This window comes from Gordonia phosphorivorans, assembly GCF_042432625.1.
GTDB classification, from domain to species: domain Bacteria; phylum Actinomycetota; class Actinomycetes; order Mycobacteriales; family Mycobacteriaceae; genus Gordonia; species Gordonia phosphorivorans.
This window is the reverse complement of record NZ_JBHLWV010000030.1, coordinates 38187-56646: the sequence shown is the minus strand read 5'-3', so window position 1 is coordinate 56646 and position 18460 is coordinate 38187. Positions and strand designations below refer to the sequence as shown.

The 18460-nt window shown below is 70.2% G+C and carries 15 protein-coding genes; 6 read left to right on the top strand and 9 right to left on the bottom strand.

Annotation, left to right across the window (positions count from 1 at the left end; all coding sequences use genetic code 11):
- Positions 1–176: 176 nt before the first annotated feature.
- The 4 genes from ACFFJD_RS16450 to ACFFJD_RS16435 all read right to left on the bottom strand — a co-directional run bounded on the left by ACFFJD_RS16450 (position 177) and on the right by ACFFJD_RS16435 (position 5580).
- Positions 177–716: a potassium channel family protein gene (locus ACFFJD_RS16450; protein ID WP_382366121.1), complete on the bottom strand. Its 540-nt coding sequence runs from the start codon at positions 714–716 to the stop codon at positions 177–179.
- The gene (locus ACFFJD_RS16445; RefSeq protein ID WP_382366119.1) at positions 713–2797 is read right to left on the bottom strand and encodes an MMPL family transporter; all 2085 of its coding nucleotides are present in this window, start codon (positions 2795–2797) and stop codon (positions 713–715) included. The genes ACFFJD_RS16450 and ACFFJD_RS16445 overlap by 4 nt, the downstream gene beginning before the upstream one ends.
- Positions 2794–4788, bottom strand: a complete 1995-nt coding sequence (locus tag ACFFJD_RS16440; RefSeq protein ID WP_382366117.1) for a M13 family metallopeptidase — start codon at positions 4786–4788, stop codon at positions 2794–2796. The genes ACFFJD_RS16445 and ACFFJD_RS16440 overlap by 4 nt, the downstream gene beginning before the upstream one ends.
- A 63-nt stretch (positions 4789–4851) precedes the next feature.
- Complete coding sequence (locus ACFFJD_RS16435) at positions 4852–5580, bottom strand: pirin family protein (RefSeq protein ID WP_382366115.1); 729 nt, start codon at positions 5578–5580, stop codon at positions 4852–4854.
- Positions 5581–5680: 100 nt separating this feature from the next.
- Here ACFFJD_RS16435 and ACFFJD_RS16430 point away from each other — a divergent pair, with 100 nt between their 5' ends.
- Positions 5681–7312, top strand: coding sequence for an NTF2-like N-terminal transpeptidase domain-containing protein (locus tag ACFFJD_RS16430; RefSeq protein ID WP_382366131.1), 1632 nt, complete (start codon positions 5681–5683; stop codon positions 7310–7312).
- On the opposite strand, the gene ACFFJD_RS16425 is transcribed toward ACFFJD_RS16430, so the two are convergent.
- The 5 genes from ACFFJD_RS16425 to trmB form a co-directional block, all read right to left on the bottom strand.
- A complete protein-coding gene (locus tag ACFFJD_RS16425) occupies positions 7297–7692 on the bottom strand; it encodes a DUF3054 domain-containing protein (protein WP_382366113.1) in 396 nt (131 codons plus the stop codon). The genes ACFFJD_RS16430 and ACFFJD_RS16425 overlap by 16 nt on opposite strands.
- 9 nt (positions 7693–7701) lie before the next feature.
- The gene (locus tag ACFFJD_RS16420) at positions 7702–8772 is read right to left on the bottom strand and encodes a lysylphosphatidylglycerol synthase transmembrane domain-containing protein (protein ID WP_382366111.1); all 1071 of its coding nucleotides are present in this window, start codon (positions 8770–8772) and stop codon (positions 7702–7704) included.
- A 42-nt stretch (positions 8773–8814) separates the two neighbouring features.
- The gene (locus ACFFJD_RS16415) at positions 8815–11799 is read right to left on the bottom strand and encodes an MMPL family transporter (RefSeq protein ID WP_382366109.1); all 2985 of its coding nucleotides are present in this window, start codon (positions 11797–11799) and stop codon (positions 8815–8817) included.
- 108 nt (positions 11800–11907) lie between these two features.
- The gene (locus tag ACFFJD_RS16410) at positions 11908–12537 is read right to left on the bottom strand and encodes an NYN domain-containing protein (RefSeq protein WP_382366107.1); all 630 of its coding nucleotides are present in this window, start codon (positions 12535–12537) and stop codon (positions 11908–11910) included.
- Positions 12534–13310, bottom strand: a complete 777-nt coding sequence (gene trmB, locus ACFFJD_RS16405; RefSeq protein WP_382366105.1) for a tRNA (guanosine(46)-N7)-methyltransferase TrmB — start codon at positions 13308–13310, stop codon at positions 12534–12536. The genes ACFFJD_RS16410 and trmB overlap by 4 nt, the downstream gene beginning before the upstream one ends.
- 82 nt (positions 13311–13392) lie before the next feature.
- On the opposite strand from trmB, the gene ACFFJD_RS16400 reads away from it, so the two are divergent.
- The 5 genes from ACFFJD_RS16400 to ACFFJD_RS16380 all read left to right on the top strand — a co-directional run bounded on the left by ACFFJD_RS16400 (position 13393) and on the right by ACFFJD_RS16380 (position 18446).
- Entirely contained in the window at positions 13393–14094 is a 702-nt protein-coding gene (locus ACFFJD_RS16400; RefSeq protein ID WP_382366103.1) for a hypothetical protein, read from the top strand.
- Complete coding sequence (locus ACFFJD_RS16395; RefSeq protein ID WP_382366101.1) at positions 14091–15212, top strand: hypothetical protein; 1122 nt, start codon at positions 14091–14093, stop codon at positions 15210–15212. The genes ACFFJD_RS16400 and ACFFJD_RS16395 overlap by 4 nt, the downstream gene beginning before the upstream one ends.
- 16 nt (positions 15213–15228) lie before the next feature.
- Positions 15229–15627, top strand: coding sequence for a DUF6802 family protein (locus tag ACFFJD_RS16390; RefSeq protein ID WP_382366099.1), 399 nt, complete (start codon positions 15229–15231; stop codon positions 15625–15627).
- A 108-nt stretch (positions 15628–15735) separates the two neighbouring features.
- Complete coding sequence (locus ACFFJD_RS16385; protein ID WP_382366097.1) at positions 15736–17565, top strand: phosphoenolpyruvate carboxykinase (GTP); 1830 nt, start codon at positions 15736–15738, stop codon at positions 17563–17565.
- Positions 17566–17681: 116 nt separating this feature from the next.
- On the top strand, positions 17682–18446 hold the full coding sequence (locus ACFFJD_RS16380) for an ABC transporter ATP-binding protein (protein ID WP_382366095.1): 765 nt from the start codon (positions 17682–17684) through the stop codon (positions 18444–18446).
- Positions 18447–18460 lie beyond the last annotated feature (14 nt).

Below are 18460 nucleotides of genomic sequence, written 5' to 3'. Positions count from 1 at the left end.
GATCTCCTCCGCACGCTCCTGCTCGGTACGAACACTAAAAATCATCGTCACTCCCTCCCCACACGCAGCCCCCCAGAAGTCTCACCAACAGGGTGGCAAAGCGCGAGCCCGGACGGCGACCCGGGGAAGGGGTCGCGACACGCGGGAGGGTGGGCGACGGGGTGGGTGCGCCGGGGTCAGTCGGTGCTGACGTCCTTGACGCGCTGGCCGACCAGCAGCGTCAGGAAGCGCACGCCCAGGCCGAGCAGGACCAGCGACGACGCCATCTGCACCGAGACCGCGATGCGGGCACCCTGGCTGACCGCCGCGATGTCGCCGAAGCCGGTGGTGGTGAACACGGTGAGGCAGAAGTACAGCGCGTCAACGCGGGTCAGCGACTCGGTGAAGCTGCCGTGGTCGTAGTCGGAGAACAGGAAGTACACCGTGGAGAACGAGACCACGTAGAAGCCGACCAGCGCGGTGAACAACTCCAGGGAGACCAGCACCGGGCGTCGAGTGTGCCGGAACTGCCAGATCTCCCACGCGCAGAACCCCGCCAGCATCAAGCCGCCGATGATCAGCCCGACCACGTTCCAGCGGCTGTCGTGGCTGATCGGCAGCAGGAAGTAGCCGACAAGCAGCACCGCGGCGGCGAACAGCGGGCGCAGGATGGCCGCCGCGATCCAGCGGCCGCTGTTGAGGTCGATGGAGGCCTGGATGTCGGGGTCGTGCCTCACGACTGCCCCGAACCCGCCGGTTCCGAACGTGCCGGTTCCGAACGCGAGAGGGCGCTGGGCCACCAGATCCGACGTCCGACGTCGAGCGTCACCGCCGGCACCAGCAGCGAGCGCACCACCAGCGTGTCGATCAGCACGCCGACGGCCACCAGGAAGGCGATCTGCGCCAGGAACAGCAGCGGGATCACCGCGAGCGCGGAGAAGGTGGCCGCCAGCACGATGCCCGCGGCGCTGATCACCCCGCCGGTACTGGTCAGCGCCACCAGCATGCCCTTACGGGTGCCGTGCACCGGCGCCTCCTCGCGCGCCCGGGCCATGAGGAAGATGTTGTAGTCCACGCCGAGCGCCACCAAGAAGACGAACGCGAACAGCGGCACGGTCGGGTCGGCGCCGGGGAAGCCCAGCGGACCGTTGAACATCAGCGCGGCGATGCCGAGCGTCGTACCGAACGACAGCACGGTGGTGACCAGCAGCAGCGCGGGCGCGGCCAGCGACCGCAGCAGCAGGACGAGCACGGCCAGCACCACCAGCAGCACCACCGGGATGATCAGGTTCCGGTCCCGGGCCGCGGTGAGGCGGGTGTCCAGGTCCACCGCGGTGGCGCCGCCGACGCGGGCACCGTCGAGTCGGCTCAGGCCCTCGCGCAGTGCGGCGACGGTGTCCTGCGCGGCCAGCGAATCCGGGTCGTCGTCCAGGGTCACCTGCACCGCGGCCCGGCCGTCGCGGACCACCGGTGCGGCGTTCTCGGTGAGCACGGCCGCCCCGGCGACGCCCGGGGTGTCCGCGGCGACCTCGGTGGCGGCGTCGCCGGAGACCTGCGGGACGACGATCCAGGTGGGCGTGCCCGAACCGGCGTCGAAGTGCTCGGCGTGGATCGCCGCACCCTGCACCGACTCGGTCTCGTTGAGGAAGAAGTCGGTGGTGGCGACGCCGTCGGACCGGAACATCGGGGCGAACGCCGCGCCGACCAGCAGCACCAGCAGCGTTACCGCCCACACCTTGCGCGGGGCGGCGGCCACGAAGTCCGCCACCCGCTGCCAGATCCGGTGGGAGCTGCCCGGGTCGTCGGACGGCTGCGGCCGCCGCGGCCAGAAGGCCGTCCGGCCGAACAGGGCCAGCACCGCGGGCAGGAAGGTGACCGACGCCAGGAACGACGCCGCGACGCCGAGCGCCGCGATCGGACCGAGGCTGCGGTTGGAGTTCAGGTCGCTCAGCAGCAGGCACAGCACGCCGGCGATCACCGTGCCGGCCGACGCGGCGATCGGCGGCAGCGTGGCCCGCCAGGCCGTCAGCAGCGCGCCCCGTGCGTCGGGCTGATCGGCGAGCGTCTCGCGGTAGCGCGCCACCAGCAGCAGCGCGTAGTCGGTGGCCGCGCCGAAGACGAGGATGAACAGGATGCCCTGGCTCTGGCCGTTGAGTTCGAGGACGCCGGCGTCGGCGAGCCAATAGACCAGGCCGGACGCCAAGGCGAGAGCGAGGGTCGCCGAGATCAGCACCACGATCGGCAGGATCGGCGAGCGGTAGACGACGATCAGGATCAGCAGCACCAGCGTCCCGGCCACCAGCAGCAGCAGACCGTCGATCCCGGCGAACGCACCGGACAGGTCGGCGGCCTGGGCGGCGGGACCGGTCACCGCCACGGTCAACCCGGGCGGCGGCGCGTCGAGCGCCTTCCGCAGCTCGGCGACCGGTTCCTTCGGCTTGCCGTCGGTGGCGATCGGCACGAACTGCTGGGCGGCCAGGCCGTCGGCCGACGGCAGCACCGGCGAGAAGTCCGGCCCGAAACCGGCGGTGCCGGCCAGCGGCGCGGTGGCGTCGGCGAGGTACCGGCTGTCGGCCGGAGTCAGGCCGCCGTCCCGCTCGGCGACGACGATCGCCGGGAAGTAGCCGGTGTCGGTGAACGCCGGCAGTTCCTCCGACACCACCGTCGACTCCGCGGAGGCCGGCAGGAAGGCGCTGGCCTCGGTGGTGGTCACCTGGCTGAGCTTGCCCGCCAGGGGACCGGTGGCCCCGCCGACGCCCAGCCAGACGAGGACGGCCAGGGCCGGCAGCAGCCAGCGGGCGACGGAACGCGCGTTCACCAGATGCGGACGCGGTCGGCGGGGGCCAGGTACAGGTCGGCGTCGTCGGGTACATCGAACGCCGCGTAGAAGGCGTCGAGGTTGCGGACCACGCCGTTGCACCGGAACTCGGGCGGCGAATGCGGGTCGATCGAGAGGCGGCGGATCGCCTCCTCGTCGCGAGTCTTGGTGCGCCAGATCTGGGCCCAGCTGAAGAAGACGCGCTGCTCACCGGTCAGGCCGTCGATCACCGGCGGGGTGGCCCCGGACTTCTCGTTCGCGATCCGATAGGCCACCAACGCGATGGACAGGCCGCCGAGGTCGCCGATGTTCTCGCCGAGCGTGAACTCGCCGTTGACCCTGTGCTCCGGGTCGAGACCGACCGGGGTGTACTCGGCGTACTGGGCCGCGAGCGCGGTGGTGCGCTTGCCGAACTCGGTGCGGTCGGTGTCAGTCCACCAGTCGACGAGGTTGCCGTCGCCGTCGTACTTGGCGCCCTGATCGTCGAAGCCGTGGCCGATCTCGTGGCCGATCACCGCCCCGATGCCGCCGTAGTTGGCGGCGTCGTCGGCGTCGGCGTCGAAGAACGGCGGCTGCAGGATCGCGGCCGGGAAGACGATCTCATTCATGCCCGGGTTGTAGTAGGCGTTCACCGTCTGCGGCGTCATGAACCACTCGTCGCGATCCACCGGACGACCGATCTTGCTCAGCTCGCGGTGGTTCTCGAAGTCCGAGGCGCGGCGCACGTTGCCGATGAGATCGGAGCGGTCGACGGTCAGGGCGCCGTAGTCGCGGGAGCCCGCCGGGTACCCGATCTTCGGTGTGAACCGGTCGAGCTTGGCCAAGGCGCGCTCGCGGGTGTCCGGGGTCATCCACTCCAGGTCGGTGATGTTGCGCCGATAAGCCTCGATGAGGTTGTCGATCAGCTCGTCCATCCGGGCCTTCGCCGCGGGCGGGAAATGTTTGGCCACGTACAGCTCGCCGACGGCGAAACCGATGGCGGCCTCGACGAAGCCGACACCGCGCTTCCAGCGGTCCCGGTTGGCAGGGGCGCCGGTGAGGACCCGGCCGTAGAAGTCGAAGTTCTCGTCGACGAACGCGGCCGAGAGATAGGGGGCAGCCGCGCGGAGCAGCCGCCAGGTGAGCCAGGTCTTCCACTGCTCCAGCGGGCGTTCGGCGATCAGCTCGGCTGCCCCGGTGACGAACGAGGGCTGCCCCAGGTTGACCTCAGCGAAGGTCGCGGTGGTGGGGGCGCCGAGCGCGCCGATCCAGGCGTCGAGATCGAATCCCGGTGCCGCGGTGGCGAATTCGTCGCGGGTATGCAGGTTGTAGGTGGCGTCGGCGTCGCGGCGGCGCACCACATCCCAGTGGTGCGCGGCGATGGCCGTCTCCAGTTCGAGGACGGTCGCGGCGGCCCCGGCGGGGTCGGGTAGCCCGGCTAGGGCGAACATCCGCTCGGCGTGGGCCACGTACGACTCCCGCGTGGCCGCGTGCTTGTCCTCGCGGTAGTACGCCTCGTCGGGCAGGCCCAGACCGCTCTGCACCACGTGCACCAGGTAGCGGTCGGAGTTCTTGGCGTCGGTGTCCACGTAGTAGCCGAACAGGCCGGTGGCGCCGTGCCGCTGCAGGTCGCCGAGGACGCGGGCGAAGTCCGACGTGTCGTCGATCGAGGCGATGGCGGTGAGGTCGTCGGCGATCGCGGAGGCGCCCAGTGCCTCGAGACGCTCGACGTCCATGAAGGAGCCGTACAGGTCGCCGATCTTGGCGGCGTTGGGGCCCGTCCCGTCGCCGCGGGCGCAGGCTTCGACGATCTCGCGCACGTGTGCCTCGGCGTTGTCGCGCAGGACGTGGAAGGCGCCGTCGATACTACGATCGTCGGGGATCCGGTGCTCTGCGAGCCAACGGCCGTTGACGTGGCTGAACAGGTCGTCGCCGACGGCGACCGCGGGATCCCGCCACTGCAGATCGAGGCCGGAGGGGAGTTCGACGGGGGTGTTCGAAGCGTGGGTCACGCCTTACATAGTGCCTTGCGCGCGGGCACGGTGTGCCGCAGCCGCACCGTGATCCGTGGTCGGCTACTCGCCGAGGGCCGCATCCATCGTCCAGATCAGCACTTCGGCGGCGGTGCGTGCGGTCAGTGCGGAGCCGCCGAGGTCATGGGCGCGCAGGGTGTCCGCGGCCCCCAGGACGGTGGACTCCACCTCGACGGCCCCGGACGAGGCGAACAGGTGCGTGAAGCGGCCGGCCGGCAGGGTCACCCGCTGACCGGCAGCCAGCCGGGCCACCCACAGGGTGGCGCCCGCGTTGCGGATGCGGATCGCCGAGTCGTGCCGGGGGTCGCCGGAGGCCAGCGGGAGCAGCCCGCCCGCGGCCAGTTCGGTGCTCACGTCGCGCTGCTCGTAGCTCGGATCGGCGCCGGTCTCGTCGGGCAGCAGCCACATCTGCAGGTAGTGCACCCGCTCGCTGGCGGCGGCGTCGCCGGCGTCGTTGCGTTCGGAGTGCAGGATCCCGGTCCCGGCACTCATGCGCTGCGCCAGGCCCGGATAGATCACTCCGTTGTGGCCCTGCGAATCCTGGTGGACCAGGGAGCCTTCCAGCACCCAGGTGATTATCTCGGTCTCCCGGTGCGGATGCGTGTCGAATCCCTGCCCCGGGGCGACGATCTCGTCGTTGTGCACCAGCAGCACGCCGTGGTGAGTGTTGTGCGGATCGTAGTGATCGCCGAAGGAGAAGCCGTGGCGGGACGTGAGCCAATCGGTGCTGGTCAGGAGGCGTTCATCGGCGCGGACGACATGCAGGGACATGGTCCCATTATCAATGGAGACCGGATCGTGACCAGTTAGACGCCGGACCGTGAACGCCCCGGCTAGCCAAGGCCGTGTGAATAGAGTGACTATTGTGACTATGAACTTGCGATCGTGGCGTTCGGTGATGGCGCTGTGCGTCAGTGCCGTCTGCGCGCTCGCACTGGTGGCGTGCGGCAACGACGACGATTCCGACTCGGCGAGGGCCGCGCGGGCGTTCGCCGCGGCCATGGCGAACCAGGATGTGCAGACCGCCTCCGACCTCACCACCTCGCCCTCCCAGGCCGCCGACGCGCTCAGCGCCTCCTTCGCCGGCATGCACGCCCGCACCGTCGACGCGACCATCGGCAACACCGTCGAATACTCCGACGGGACCGCGTCGTTCACCATGACCACCACGTGGCACTGGTCGGACGACCGCGATTACGCGACCACCACCACCGGCAGCCTGCGTCGGCTCTCCACCGGCTGGAAGGTGCAGTGGGAGCAGAGCCTGCTGAAGACCGGGATGCCGGTGGGCGCGCGGTTGCAAATGGTCCGCACCGACGCCACCCCGGCGCCGACCGTGCGCAGCGCCTCGGGCAAGGCCTTCATGACCATGCAGCCGGTCAACGAGATCATGATCAACCCGGCCGCCACCCGAAACCTGCAGCGCTCGGTCAATGCCCTGGCCGCCGCCCTCAAGCCCATCGCCCCGCTGGTCACCGCGAAGGTGATCAACGAGAAGATCGTCGCGGCGCAGGGCGGCGAGGCGCTGGCGGTGACCCTGCGTGACCCCGACATGAAGGTGCTGGCCTCCGATCCCGAACGCATCTCCGGGGTCACCGTGGTCAAGACCGGCATGCTGGTGATGAGCGACCGGCGGCTCTCCACGCCGCTGTCGACGGGACTCACCAACTACTGGCAGGCGGTCCGCAATGCGACGTCCGGCTGGCAGGTGCAGGAGGCGACCCCCGGGGCCAAGCCGGTGAAACTGGCCGGCGAGCAGGGTCGCCCCGCCCCGGACATCATGACCACGATCAACCAGAACGAGCAGCTCACCCTCGGCGACGCGGTGGTGGAGGTGGCGCAACCGGCCACCGTGATGAGCTTCGACGCCGAGACCGGCGGCATTCTGGCGATGGCGCAGAACGACGCCGCCGCCGACCACCGGATTCAGGCGGACATCGCCTACCCGACCGGCAGCACCCTCGACCCGGTCTTCGGCGCGATCGACGACACGGCGACCGACGCCGACCAGGCGCGAGCGCGGTGGCAGCACCTCGGGCTCGGACTGACCTTCACCGTGCCCGGTGTGGTCGGTCCGCCCGGCAGCTCCTCCGCGTCGGTGTCGGCGGCGTCGTTCCGGCCGCAGAACTTCACCGCCACCATGCTGAACATGGGGATCCTCGGCGTGTCGGTGGCGCGCTCATTGAAGGGGTCGCCCACCTCGGTGCCCCCGTACCTGATCAAGGACACCCCCACCAAGGTGTCCGGCGGTGAGCTCGGGGCCATGGACGCGGCCACGGTCGCCCGGGTGGCGGCGCAGATGGCCGTCGTCGCCCGCCGCGGCGACGCCAGCGACCTCACCGGGGCGCCCGGGCTCCGGGCGCTCGTCGGCACCAACGGTCCGGCCGGTCCCGGCTGGTTCGTCGGGATCTCCGGCGGCAAGGTGATCGTGGTCTACTGCGAGGGCGACGCCTCCGGCACCGCGGCCCTGCAGGTGGCGCAGAAGTACTACCGGCTGGACTGACCCGCCGCGGCCTCCGGCGACGAAGCGCTCGACTTCGCGCTGACGATGCGGGCGATCAGGCGCCAGCCCAAAAGCAGGAGCGCGGTGGAGACCGTGGCCACGATGATGAATGCGGTCGCGGTACCCGAATCGGTGGCCCAGCGCACCACCATGCCGACCACCACGGTGGAGATCCAGATGATGACCCCGCCCGGAGCCAGGGCGACCGGAGTGCGCCGGAGCAAGCCGACGATCAGCCAGCCGACCGCCGCACCCACCAGGAACGGCCACGCGGTCTCCCACACCCCGGACGGGCTCAGGGCCTCGGCGTGGCTGGAGCGGCCGACGGCGGCGAAGACGATGACCGCGACGAAATCAGCGAGGGCGGCGAAAGCGAGCATGCCACCACGTTAACCGGCCGGGGAGATGTCGCCTTCCTCACGCTCCATCTGGGTGCGGATGTCGTCCCGGGAACTGATGGCGCCGCGATACCGCATCGCCACCACCACCCAGCCGATGAGTGCGATCAACAGGTAGCTGACGATGCGGTAGATCAACACCGCGAGCAGGGCGTCGGCGGCGGGAATCCCGGACGCGGTGAACGCCGAGATGAGCACGGCGTCGACCACCCCGATACCGCCGGGCAGCAGCGGCAGCGCGGTGCCGACCGCCTTGCCCGCCGCGTAGGCGACCATGAGGGCGGCGAACCCGGGTTCGGCGCCGACGGCGTAGCAGGCGAAGGCCAGGCAGACCACGTCGGCGACCCAGTTGAACAGGCTCCAGGCGAAGGCCTCGCCGGCGGCGCGCCGTTTGAGCTGCACCGACTGCAGCTGGTCGAGAATCCGCTTGAGCCGTTCGACGCCGTGCTCGCGCGGCTTGTCGCGCAGATTGTTGATCCAGCCCAGGACGCGGCGTCCCGGACCTTCCAGCGACTCCGGATGCGTGGCCACATACTGCATGACGATGGCGAAGGCCACGAACCCGACGACGCTGAAGACGACCGAGTACGGACTGGTCTTGGCCCCGGCGAGCAGGGCTCCACCCAGACCGAGCACCGCCAGACCGACGCCGGCGAGCAGCCCGGACATCACCAACTGCCACGAGGCGACCACCGGGGTGGCTCCCCACTTGCGGCTCTCCCGGTAGATGAACGCCGGAGCCAGCACCTGGCCGCCGGGCATGGTCTGCGAGATCGAGTTGGACGCCAGGATCACCGCCAACGACTCGCGCTGGCGCACCCGCACCCCGGCCGAACCCATCAGCACCCGCTGCACCTGCGCGTAGCTGTCCATGGAGGCCAGGGCGGCGACGATGCAGGCCAGCACCCACCACCAGTTGATCTCGCCGATGTGGTCCCAGGCCTGCTCGAGGTGCGGCCAGACGAACCACGCCTCCACCGACAGGATCACGACCACGAGGACGACGATGCCGACGCGAAGCCAACGGCGCCAGTTGCGGCGGGCGGGGTTCTCGGCAGACATGGCTAGCACATTAGTGGCCGAGAACCGTGGGGCACCAATGCATCAGTCCTGGTCGGACTCTCCGCCTCGGCTCCGCCGAAGCAGATCCTGCACGCTGATCTGCTCGCTGCGGTCCGCGCGACGCTCCCGAGACGGCCGCGCAGCGGGCTTCCCGTACTGCGGCGGCATCTCCGGATTGTCATGACTCTCCGGGACCGGATAGGGGCCGGTCGGCGCGGGTGCGGCCGGTGGCCGGGGGTCCGGCGCGGGCGGCTGCGCGGGTGCCACGGTCCGCGGCGGCATCGGCGCCGGCCGCGGCCGCAGATCGCGGTTGCTCTGGCGGACGCCCCCGGCGCCCAGGCGCCACGATCCGGTGTCGGGACCGACCTGCCGCTCCGGCGGGCGCGAGGCCGGCATCGGTGGCATCGGCGGAGCCTGCGTGGGTGCCTGTCCCTGCCCCTGAACCGGAGGCTGGCCCTGCATCGGAGGCTGGGCCAGAACGGGCGTCGGGCCCGACGGCGGAGTGGGCTCCGGCGTCGGCTCGTCGACCAACTCGTCGAGGTGGTCCAACGACGCGTCCTCGTCTCTGCGGCCGCGCCGGGCCAGCGAACGCAGCCGCTTGGGCTCGGCTTGACCGGCCGCCGGGCGCGACTCGTCCAGCGACTGGACGCGCAGCTGGGTGGTTTCGGCTTGCGCCACGGCCACCACGCCGCCCGCGCTGGTGGAACCGGTGGCGGCTCCGACGAGGGCGGGATCCTTGAACTGCGGCTCGTCCTCGAGGATGGTCTCGCCGAGGCCGATCTTGCGCTGCAGCTTGAGCATCCACTGCGGCGCCCACCAGCAGTCGTCGCCGAGCAGCTTCATCACCGACGGCACCAGCAGCATGCGGATCACGGTGGCGTCGAGGATCAGCGCGGCGATCATGCCGAACGCGATGTACTTCATCATCACGATGTTCGAGAGCGCGAACGCGCCGGTGACCACGACCAGGATCGCGGCGGCCGCCGTGATCAGGCGACCGGTCAGCGCGGTGCCGTCCCGGATCGCCTCGGTGGTGCTGGCGCCCTGATCGCGAGCCTCGACCATGCGGGAGAGCAGGAACACCTCGTAGTCGGTGGACAGGCCGTAGACGATCGCGATGATCAGCACCAGGACGGCGGCGAACAGCGGTCCCGGCGTGAAGTTGAGCAGCGAGGAGCCGTTGCCGTCGATGAACATCCAGGTCAGGATGCCCAGCGTGGAACCCAGGCCGAGCGCGGACATCAGCGCCGCCTTGATCGGCAGGATGATGGATCCGAAGGCCAGGAACATCAGCAGCCCGGTGACCAGCACCAGCACGATCGCCATCAACGGCAGCAGGTCGAGCAGCGAATCGATGGAGTCCTGGGTGAGGGCAGGCATGCCCGCGACATAGACCCGCAGGCCCTGCGAGTCGATGGCGCGCAGCTCGCGGATGGCCTCGGCCGCGGTGGTGCGATCGACCAGACCGGCCGACATCTGCGTGACGCCGTAACCGGTGTCCGGGTCGCCGTACACGCCGTCCAAGCCGCCGCCCTCGGCGGTGGGGGAGAACTTCTTGGTGAATCCGGGGATCTTGTTGGCCTCGGCGGCGATGGCCGCGACCTTGTCACCGGCGTCCTCGTCGTCCTGGTTGTAGAGGACGACGAGTTTGAGTTCTTCGGTCCGCTCAGCGGGGAAGTACCGGTCGAAATCCTCCTGCGCGTTGCGCTGGGGATCGTTCGGCGGCAGATAGGCCTCGCTCATGCCGCCGAAGGCGATGTTGCTGAACGGGATGATCAGGGCCAGCAGGAGCAGCACGGTGGGGACCGCGGTCTTGACCGGGTGCTTCATCACCCAGCCCGAGAGCTTGCCCCAGAAGCCGTTGATGATCTCTTCGCGCGTCTTGGTGCGCTGCAGGAACGGCACGCTGAAGGCGTCGATCCGTCGACCGAGGATCGCCAGGATGGCCGGCAGCACGGTGATCGACAGCAGTGCGGCCAAGCTGACCGAGGCGATCGCGCCGTAGGCGACCGACTTCAAGAAGGGTTGCGGGAACATCAACAGGCAGGCCAGCGCGGCCACGATGATGGTGCCCGAGAAGACCACCGTCTGACCGGTGGTCATCACTGATCTTCGTACCGCGGCTTCGACGGTGTAGCCCGCCGCGAGTTCCTCTCGGAACCGGCTCACCATGAACAGGCCGTAGTCGATGGCGATACCCAGACCGATCAGGGTGACCACCGACTGTGCGAACACGTTCAGCTCGGTGACCTGCGCCAGCATCGTCATGATGCCGAGCGAACCGGCGATCGTCAGACCGCCGATGAGGACCGGAAGAATGGCGGCGATCACGCTGCCGAAGACGAACAGCAGCATCAGGGCGACCACCGGAAGGGCGATCACTTCCGCGCGCTTGATGTCCTGCTCCATGCCCTTGCTCATGGCGCCGGCGATGGGCTGCAGGCCGGCGAGCTGGAAGGTGGTGCCGGGCATGTCGTAGCGCTCGGCCAGGTTCTGGAAGAACGGTTCGACGGTCTGATAGTTCTTCAGGATGGTGGTGTCGTCGTTGCCGACGATGCCGATCGAGATGAAGCCGACGTTCTCGTCCAGATTCCACATCCGGTCGCGCTTCATCTCCTGGGCGGCCTGCTGGGCGCCGTTCTCCCCCGCGGGGAAGGGGTCGATGAGGCCCGCGTATTCCAGATCCTGGGGGCCGGAGGGGCTCTGCCGACTGATGATGCCGGGGAACTGCTCCACCATGTCGTCGACGATGGTCTCGACCTTCGCGCCGAAGGCCGGATCGTCGATCGACGTGCCCTCCGGCGGCTTGATCAGCAGCAGCGCGTCGGATTTGTGGTCGCGGCCCAGCGATTCGTCGGCGATGACCGAACCGGTCACCGACTCCGAGTTCGGCGCGAACCAGCCGCTCTGCGACAGATAATTCGGCAGGGTCAGACCGTAGATGCCGAGTCCGCCCATGAGGACGACGAGCACGGCGATGACGGTGTAGCGCATTCGGTAAACGAATGTGCCGATGGATCCGAACACGCCGGTTCCTTCCTTCCGCGGACAAAATCCAGAGGAAATTGTCTCAGGTCGGCCTGAGAGAACCCAGCAGGCACGGGGGCGCGCCCCGATCAAATGATCGGTGCGCGCCTATTTGAGCAGTGTCGACAACGCGCGGAACGGGATGAGCCAGGCGCCGTCGTCGGGCAGGGTGTCGAGGCTGATGCGCGGCAGCGGCTCGCGGAAGACCGCCGGAATGTCCTCGAGATCGATGAACTCGATCTCGGTGGCGGTGGTCGCCCACGAGGCGTGCTCGCGGAAACCGATCACCGTGACCGGAATGCCCTCCCGCGCCAGCTCGAGCAGCGGCTCGCGGAAGGCCTGGCCGTCGGCGGAGGCGACGAAGACCCCGGCCAGACCGGTGGTGTGCTGGCGCAGCGCGATGTGGTCGAGCATGTCCTGATCGACGTCGCTGTCGTCGGTCAGCTTCGGCTTGGCGAAGACCGCGTAGCCGACGTTGCGCAGGGCATCGACCCACGGACGCACCACTTCGGCGCTGCCCGGCACGATGTTGGTGAAGACGGTCGCCTCGGGCTCGATGGGCTCGTCGTGCCCCTCGGCGAGGTCGGCGGTGCGCGTCAGGAGCCAGCGACCCAGGGCGTCGAATCGCGGGCGGTGTGCCGCCGTGGGCCGGCCGCCCAGAATGCCGCCGAGACCCATGTCCATGTTGGGGGCGTCCCAGACCAGCAGGACGCGTTTGGTGGTGTCCGAAGTGGTCATGCCTTCACCTGCGGCTTCACGTAGACGAACTCGTTGACGTCGCGGCCTTCGCGTTCGGCGCGGCCCTCGAACTTGGTGGTGGGGCGCTCGAGCAGGATCGGCGAGTCGTAGGTCAACGGGATCACGTGCGGGCGCGCCGGATCCTGGGTGGCCAGCAGTTCGGCGATCCACTCGGCGTAGTCGGAGTGGTCGGTGGCGATGTGCAGGATCCCGCCGGGCGCCAGCCGGTCCGCGATCAGGGCGAGGGTGCCCGACTGCAGGAAGCGGCGTTTGTGATGGCGGGCCTTGGGCCAGGGATCCGGGAAGAACACGCGGACCGCGGCGAGGCTGTCGGACTCGACGAGTTCGGTGAGCACCACCGTCGCATCGCCGCGCACCATGCGGACGTTGGTGAGCCCGCCCCGGTCGACCAGACCGAGCAGCTGGGCCAGGCCCGGCTGATAGACCTCGACGGCCACGACATCGTGCTCGGGCTCCTCGGCGGCCATGGCGGCCGTGGAGATGCCGGTGCCGCTGCCCACCTCGATGATCAGCGGTGCGGTGCGGCCGAACCAGGCGGGTGCATCCAGCGGCGGCTCGGTGGTCCGGTCGGGGCCGGTGCGCAGATCCCGGCCCATCGTCGGCCACAATCGCTCCCAATTGCGGATCTGACCGGCGGTCAACGAGCCCCGCCGGAAGCGGAAACTGGTGACGCGCGGATACAGACGCGAGCGGTCGGTGTCGTCCTGCGGCCCGGCGGAGGAGTCGGTGTTCACCCCACCATGGTCGCGCATCCGTCTGGCTTGGCGGTATCCGACACCCGAAACAGTGTTGCGGCGGTACCGTCGAGATCCATCGGCCTTGGGGGAGGCAGACATGGACGACCGTGACGCATCGTCGGTTTCGATCGCGGTGACCGGGCATCGGGGGACCGGCCGGGACACCGTCGCCGCGGCGGTGACCGACCGCTTCGGGATCGCCGCCCACGGACCCGGCGCACCGCCGGAGCAGCGTGCGGCGGCCGACCTCCTGGTGCACGTCCTGGGTGCGGTGGTGCGCGACTGCGACCGGGATTTTCTGAGTCGACAGCGGCGGCCGGTGATCGTGGTGGCGGGCAAGGCCGACGTGCGCGGACCGCGCGCGGCCGTCGCGGCGGCGACCGCGGCCTCCCGGCTGCGGAGGCCGGTGTACCCAGTGTCCGGGCTGCTGGCCACGGCGACCGTCGACGAGGCCCTGCTGGCCGACCTGCGGGGTTGGGTGCGGGCCCGGATCGACGTGCCGCCGCTGGCCGCGGCCTTCGTCGACGTGCCCGACCCGGACGAACGCCGACGCCGCGGAGCGGCCCTGGATGCGCTGGGTGCGACCGGCCTGCGTGCGGCCCTCGCGCTGTGCGCCGAAGGGCCGGCGACCGGAGACGAAGCGGCCGTGTGCCGCGCGATGACCGCACGGCTGCGCGCCGCCGGCGGGTTCGGGGCGCTGGCCGAGCCGCTCCGCGGGTGTGGCCCGGAGCTGTCCGCCCGACGGCGCCTGGCTCGGCGTCGGGCCGCGATGCTGGCGCAGGCGCGGTGGGGCCGGTGACCGTCGTGGTGGTCGGCGCCGACCCGGAACCCTTGGCCGCCGACCTGCGCGCCGACTGCGGGCTGCCCGTCCGGGCCTGCCTCGACCGGGAGCTGCCCAGGGGTATCGAGGTGGCTGTCCTCGCGGTGGATCTGTCGTGCGCGGTCGGCGGCCTCGAGGAACGCCGACTGGCCGAGCTGCGCGCGGCCGGGGTGCCGATCGCGCTGGTGGGCGTCGGGGCGGGGCAGGACCGCACCTGGCCGGCCCGGCTGGCGCAGGCCCGGGACACGCTGGATCCGGCGCACCGCCTGCCGGTGTTCGCCGTCGCGCTCGGCCTCTCCGGTGCGAGCGACGTGGCGCTCTGGTGCCGTGCGCCCGGGCCCGCCGTCGCCGGGGTCGCCGAACCGGCGACCCCGCGGAGGTCCGCACCGGAACCGGAACCGGGGCCGCTGGCGGCCGCGACGCGGGCCGAACGGATGGCCGGGGCGCGGATCGGTTTCGCCGCGCTGCGGGCGCAGCTGGCCGGCAACGTGCGCGCGGGTGCCCACGAACTCTCCCGCGCCGTCGGAGAGTCGGGCGCGCGACTGTCCGGGCGTGACGCCGCCGACCTGCAGGCCTGGTTGCACGCGGCCCTGCTGCGCTACCGGGACCGGATCGACGATGAACTGGCGGCGGGGATCGAGCACATCCGGGCCGCCGCGCTGCTCGGGCTGCCGGACGTCGAGCCGGCGCCGGTACCGCGGGGGCGTCCGGCCACGACCATGGCGCCGCCCGTCGCGCAGGCGCCGCGGCGGCGCTTCGCCGCCGACGACGCGGTGGTGCTGGCCCTGGGCGCCTCCGCGGGGCTTGGTCTGGGCCGGGTGAGCGTGGTGCCGCTGGTGCAGTGGGCGGGGCTGGGGGCCGCCGGGACGGTGCTCACGGTGCTCGCCGGGCTGGCGGTGGCCGCCGGGGTGGTCGCGGTCCGACGATCCGCAGCGGCCCGAACGGCCCGGAACCAGGCCGCCGCCGAGGCCGTCGCGGCGGCGCGCAGCACCCTCGAACACGCGGTGGCGGCGGGGCTGGGCGCGGCAGAAGCGCACTTGAGCCGCGAGTTATGGAACCGAACGGCCTCGCCGTGCGTCCAACCTTCTAGACGGTAGGAGCAGGGAGGGCGACATGGACGTCTGGGACATCAGTGATTGGGACACGGGCGATCGGGGTGCGGGCGATGGGGGTGCGGGGCCGCTGGACTTCACCGAAACCGGGGCGCTCGACGGAGTCGGTGACGAATCTCTCCCGGGGCACGAGGGCGCACCCCTGGACGGTCATCTGTGGGTCTTCTCCGGCGAAACGGCGTGGGACCTCGGTCCCGCCCGCCTGGACGCGGACTCCGACGGCATCCCCGACTCGCTGACCAGGGGAGAGGACGGTCAGCTCACCGTCTACACCGACACCGACGCCGACGGCCGCGTGGACCGCATCACCGAACTCGACCCGACCGGCGACTATGCGGTGAGCCACCTCGATCCGGAGACCGGCCGGTGGTGGGCGAGCCGCCTGGGGCGCCTCGAATGAGGGCTCGGACGAGTACCTGTGCCTTTGGTTCTCGCGCGGCGGTATCATGAGGGCGACTGTGCGGGCGTGACGACTGCGCAGAGTTGGCAAAAGCGAGGAGACAGCTCAATGACCGCTGCGACCATTCCCGGCCTGGAAGCCGGTAGCGCACCCACGAATCACGCTGGCCTGCTGGCCTGGGTTGCGGAGGTCGCCGAGCTCACCCAGCCCGAGCGCGTGGTCTGGGTCGCCGGAACTGATGAAGAGTGGGACCGCCTGACCACGCAGTTGGTCGAGGCCGGGACCATCGAGAAGCTGAACGAAGAGCGCAAGCCCAACTCGTTCCTGGCTCTGTCCGATCCCGCCGACGTCGCCCGTGTCGAGTCGCGCACCTTCATCTGTAGCAAGACCGAAGAGGACGCCGGACCCACCAACAACTGGGTGGACCCGGCCGAGATGCGCGCCACCATGACCGAGCTGTACCGCGGCTGCATGCGCGGCCGCACCATGTACGTCATTCCGTTCTGCATGGGCCCCCTCGGCGCCGAGGACCCCAAGCTGGGCGTCGAGGTGACCGACTCCGAGTACGTCGTGCTCTCGATGAAGATCATGACCCGCGTCGGCACCCCGGTGCTGGACCTGCTCGGCGACGACGGTTTCTTCGTCCAGGCCCTGCACTCGGTCGGCGCTCCGCTGGAGCCCGGTCAGCAGGACGTGGCGTGGCCGTGCAACTCGGAGAAGTACATCGCACACTTCCCCGAGGACCGCGTGATCTGGTCGTACGGTTCCGGCTACGGCGGCAACGCGCTGCTGGGCAAGAAGTGCTACGCACTGCGTATCGCCTCGGCGATGGCCCACGATGAGGGCTGGCTGGCCGAGCACATGCTGATCCTGAAGCTGATCAGCCCGGAGGACAAGGTCTACTACGTCGCGGCGGCCTTCCCGTCGGCGTGCGGCAAGACCAACCTCGCGATGATCGAGCCGACCCTGCCGGGCTGGCGCGCCGAGACCGTCGGCGACGACATCGCCTGGATGCGTTTCGGTGCCGACGGCCGCCTGTACGCCGTGAACCCGGAGTTCGGTTTCTTCGGTGTGGCGCCGGGCACCAGCCATGCGTCCAACCCGACCGCCATGAAGACCATCGAGGCCGGCAACACCATCTACACCAACGTCGCGCGCACCGACGACGGCGACGTGTGGTGGGAGGACATCGACGGTCCGACCCCGGCGCACCTGACCGACTGGCTCGGCAACGACTGGACTCCCGAGTCCGGCACCAAGGCCGCCCACCCCAACTCGCGCTACTGCACCCCGATGAGCCAGTGCCCCACGCTCGCTCCGGAGTGGGACGACCCCAACGGTGTGCCGATCTCGGCGATCCTGTTCGGCGGCCGCCGCAAGACCACCGTCCCGCTGGTCACCCAGGCCCGCGACTGGAAGCACGGCGTCTACATGGGCTCCACCGTCGGCTCGGAGCAGACCGCTGCCGCCGAGGGCAAGGTCGGCGTGGTCCGTCGCGACCCGATGGCCATGCTGCCGTTCCTCGGCTACCACGTCGGTGACTACTTCCAGCACTGGCTGAACCTCGGTGAGCGCGAGGGCGCGCAGCTGCCCGCCGTGTTCTTCGTCAACTGGTTCCGTCGCGGCGACGACGGCCGCTTCCTGTGGCCTGGCTTCGGCGAGAACAGCCGTGTCCTGAAGTGGATGGTCGATCGTATCGAGGGCAACGTCGAGGGCGTCGAGACCCCGATCGGCACCGTCGCCGCGCCCGGCGAGATCGACCTGACCGGTCTGGACATCGATCCGGCGGACCTGGCCGAGGCCCTCGCCGTCGACGTCGACGCCTGGAAGAACGAGATCCCGTCGATCAACGAATGGTACGAGTTCGTCGGCGACAAGCTGCCGGCCGACCTCCAGGGTGAGCTCGACGCGCTCGTCGAACGACTCGATCAGGCCTGATCATCTCCTCGGCCGTCGCCCCCGAAACCGCCGGTTTCGGGGGCGACGGGCGTTTCGGGGTATCTAAGGGGGGTCCCCGATGGCGCGCGGGCTCGAGGTCTGGAACCGTATACCCCATGACTTCAGCTACAGAGCTCCCACAGGGATCGGTCGCGGCGAGTGCCCAGCACGTCATCAAGAAGTACGGCGCAGGCGACACCGAGGTCCAGGCGCTCCGGGACGTGTCCATCGACTTCCACGCGGGCCAGTTCACCGCCATCATGGGGCCGTCCGGTTCCGGCAAGTCGACCCTGATGCACTGCCTCGCCGGGCTCGACGATGCGAGTTCGGGCGTGGTGCGCATCGGTGACGTCACGCTGGAGGGACTGTCCGACAAGGAGGTCACCCGGCTGCGCCGCGACCGCATCGGGTTCGTCTTCCAGGCGTTCAACCTGGTGCCGACGCTGACGGCGCGGGAGAACATCACGCTGCCGCTGGACATCGCCGGTCGCGCGCTCGACCAGGAGTGGTTCGACACCGTCGTCGACCGCCTGGGCCTGCGCGATCGCCTCACCCATCGCCCGAGCGAGCTGTCCGGCGGACAGCAGCAGCGCGTGGCGTGCGCCCGCGCACTGGTGGGCCGGCCGGACATCATCTTCGGCGACGAGCCCACCGGAAACCTGGACTCGCGTTCGTCCAGCGAGGTGCTGTCGATTCTGCGCGCCGCCGTCGACGAGTTCGGGCAGACCGTGGTGATCGTGACGCACGACCCGCGCGCCGCGTCGTACGCCGATCGGGTGGTCTTCCTGGCCGACGGCCAGCTGGTGCACGAGCTGCACAAGCCGAAGGCCGATGACGTCTTCGCCGTGATGCGTGGCCTGGGCGAGGACGAGGGGAACTGAACCCATGGCCTCCA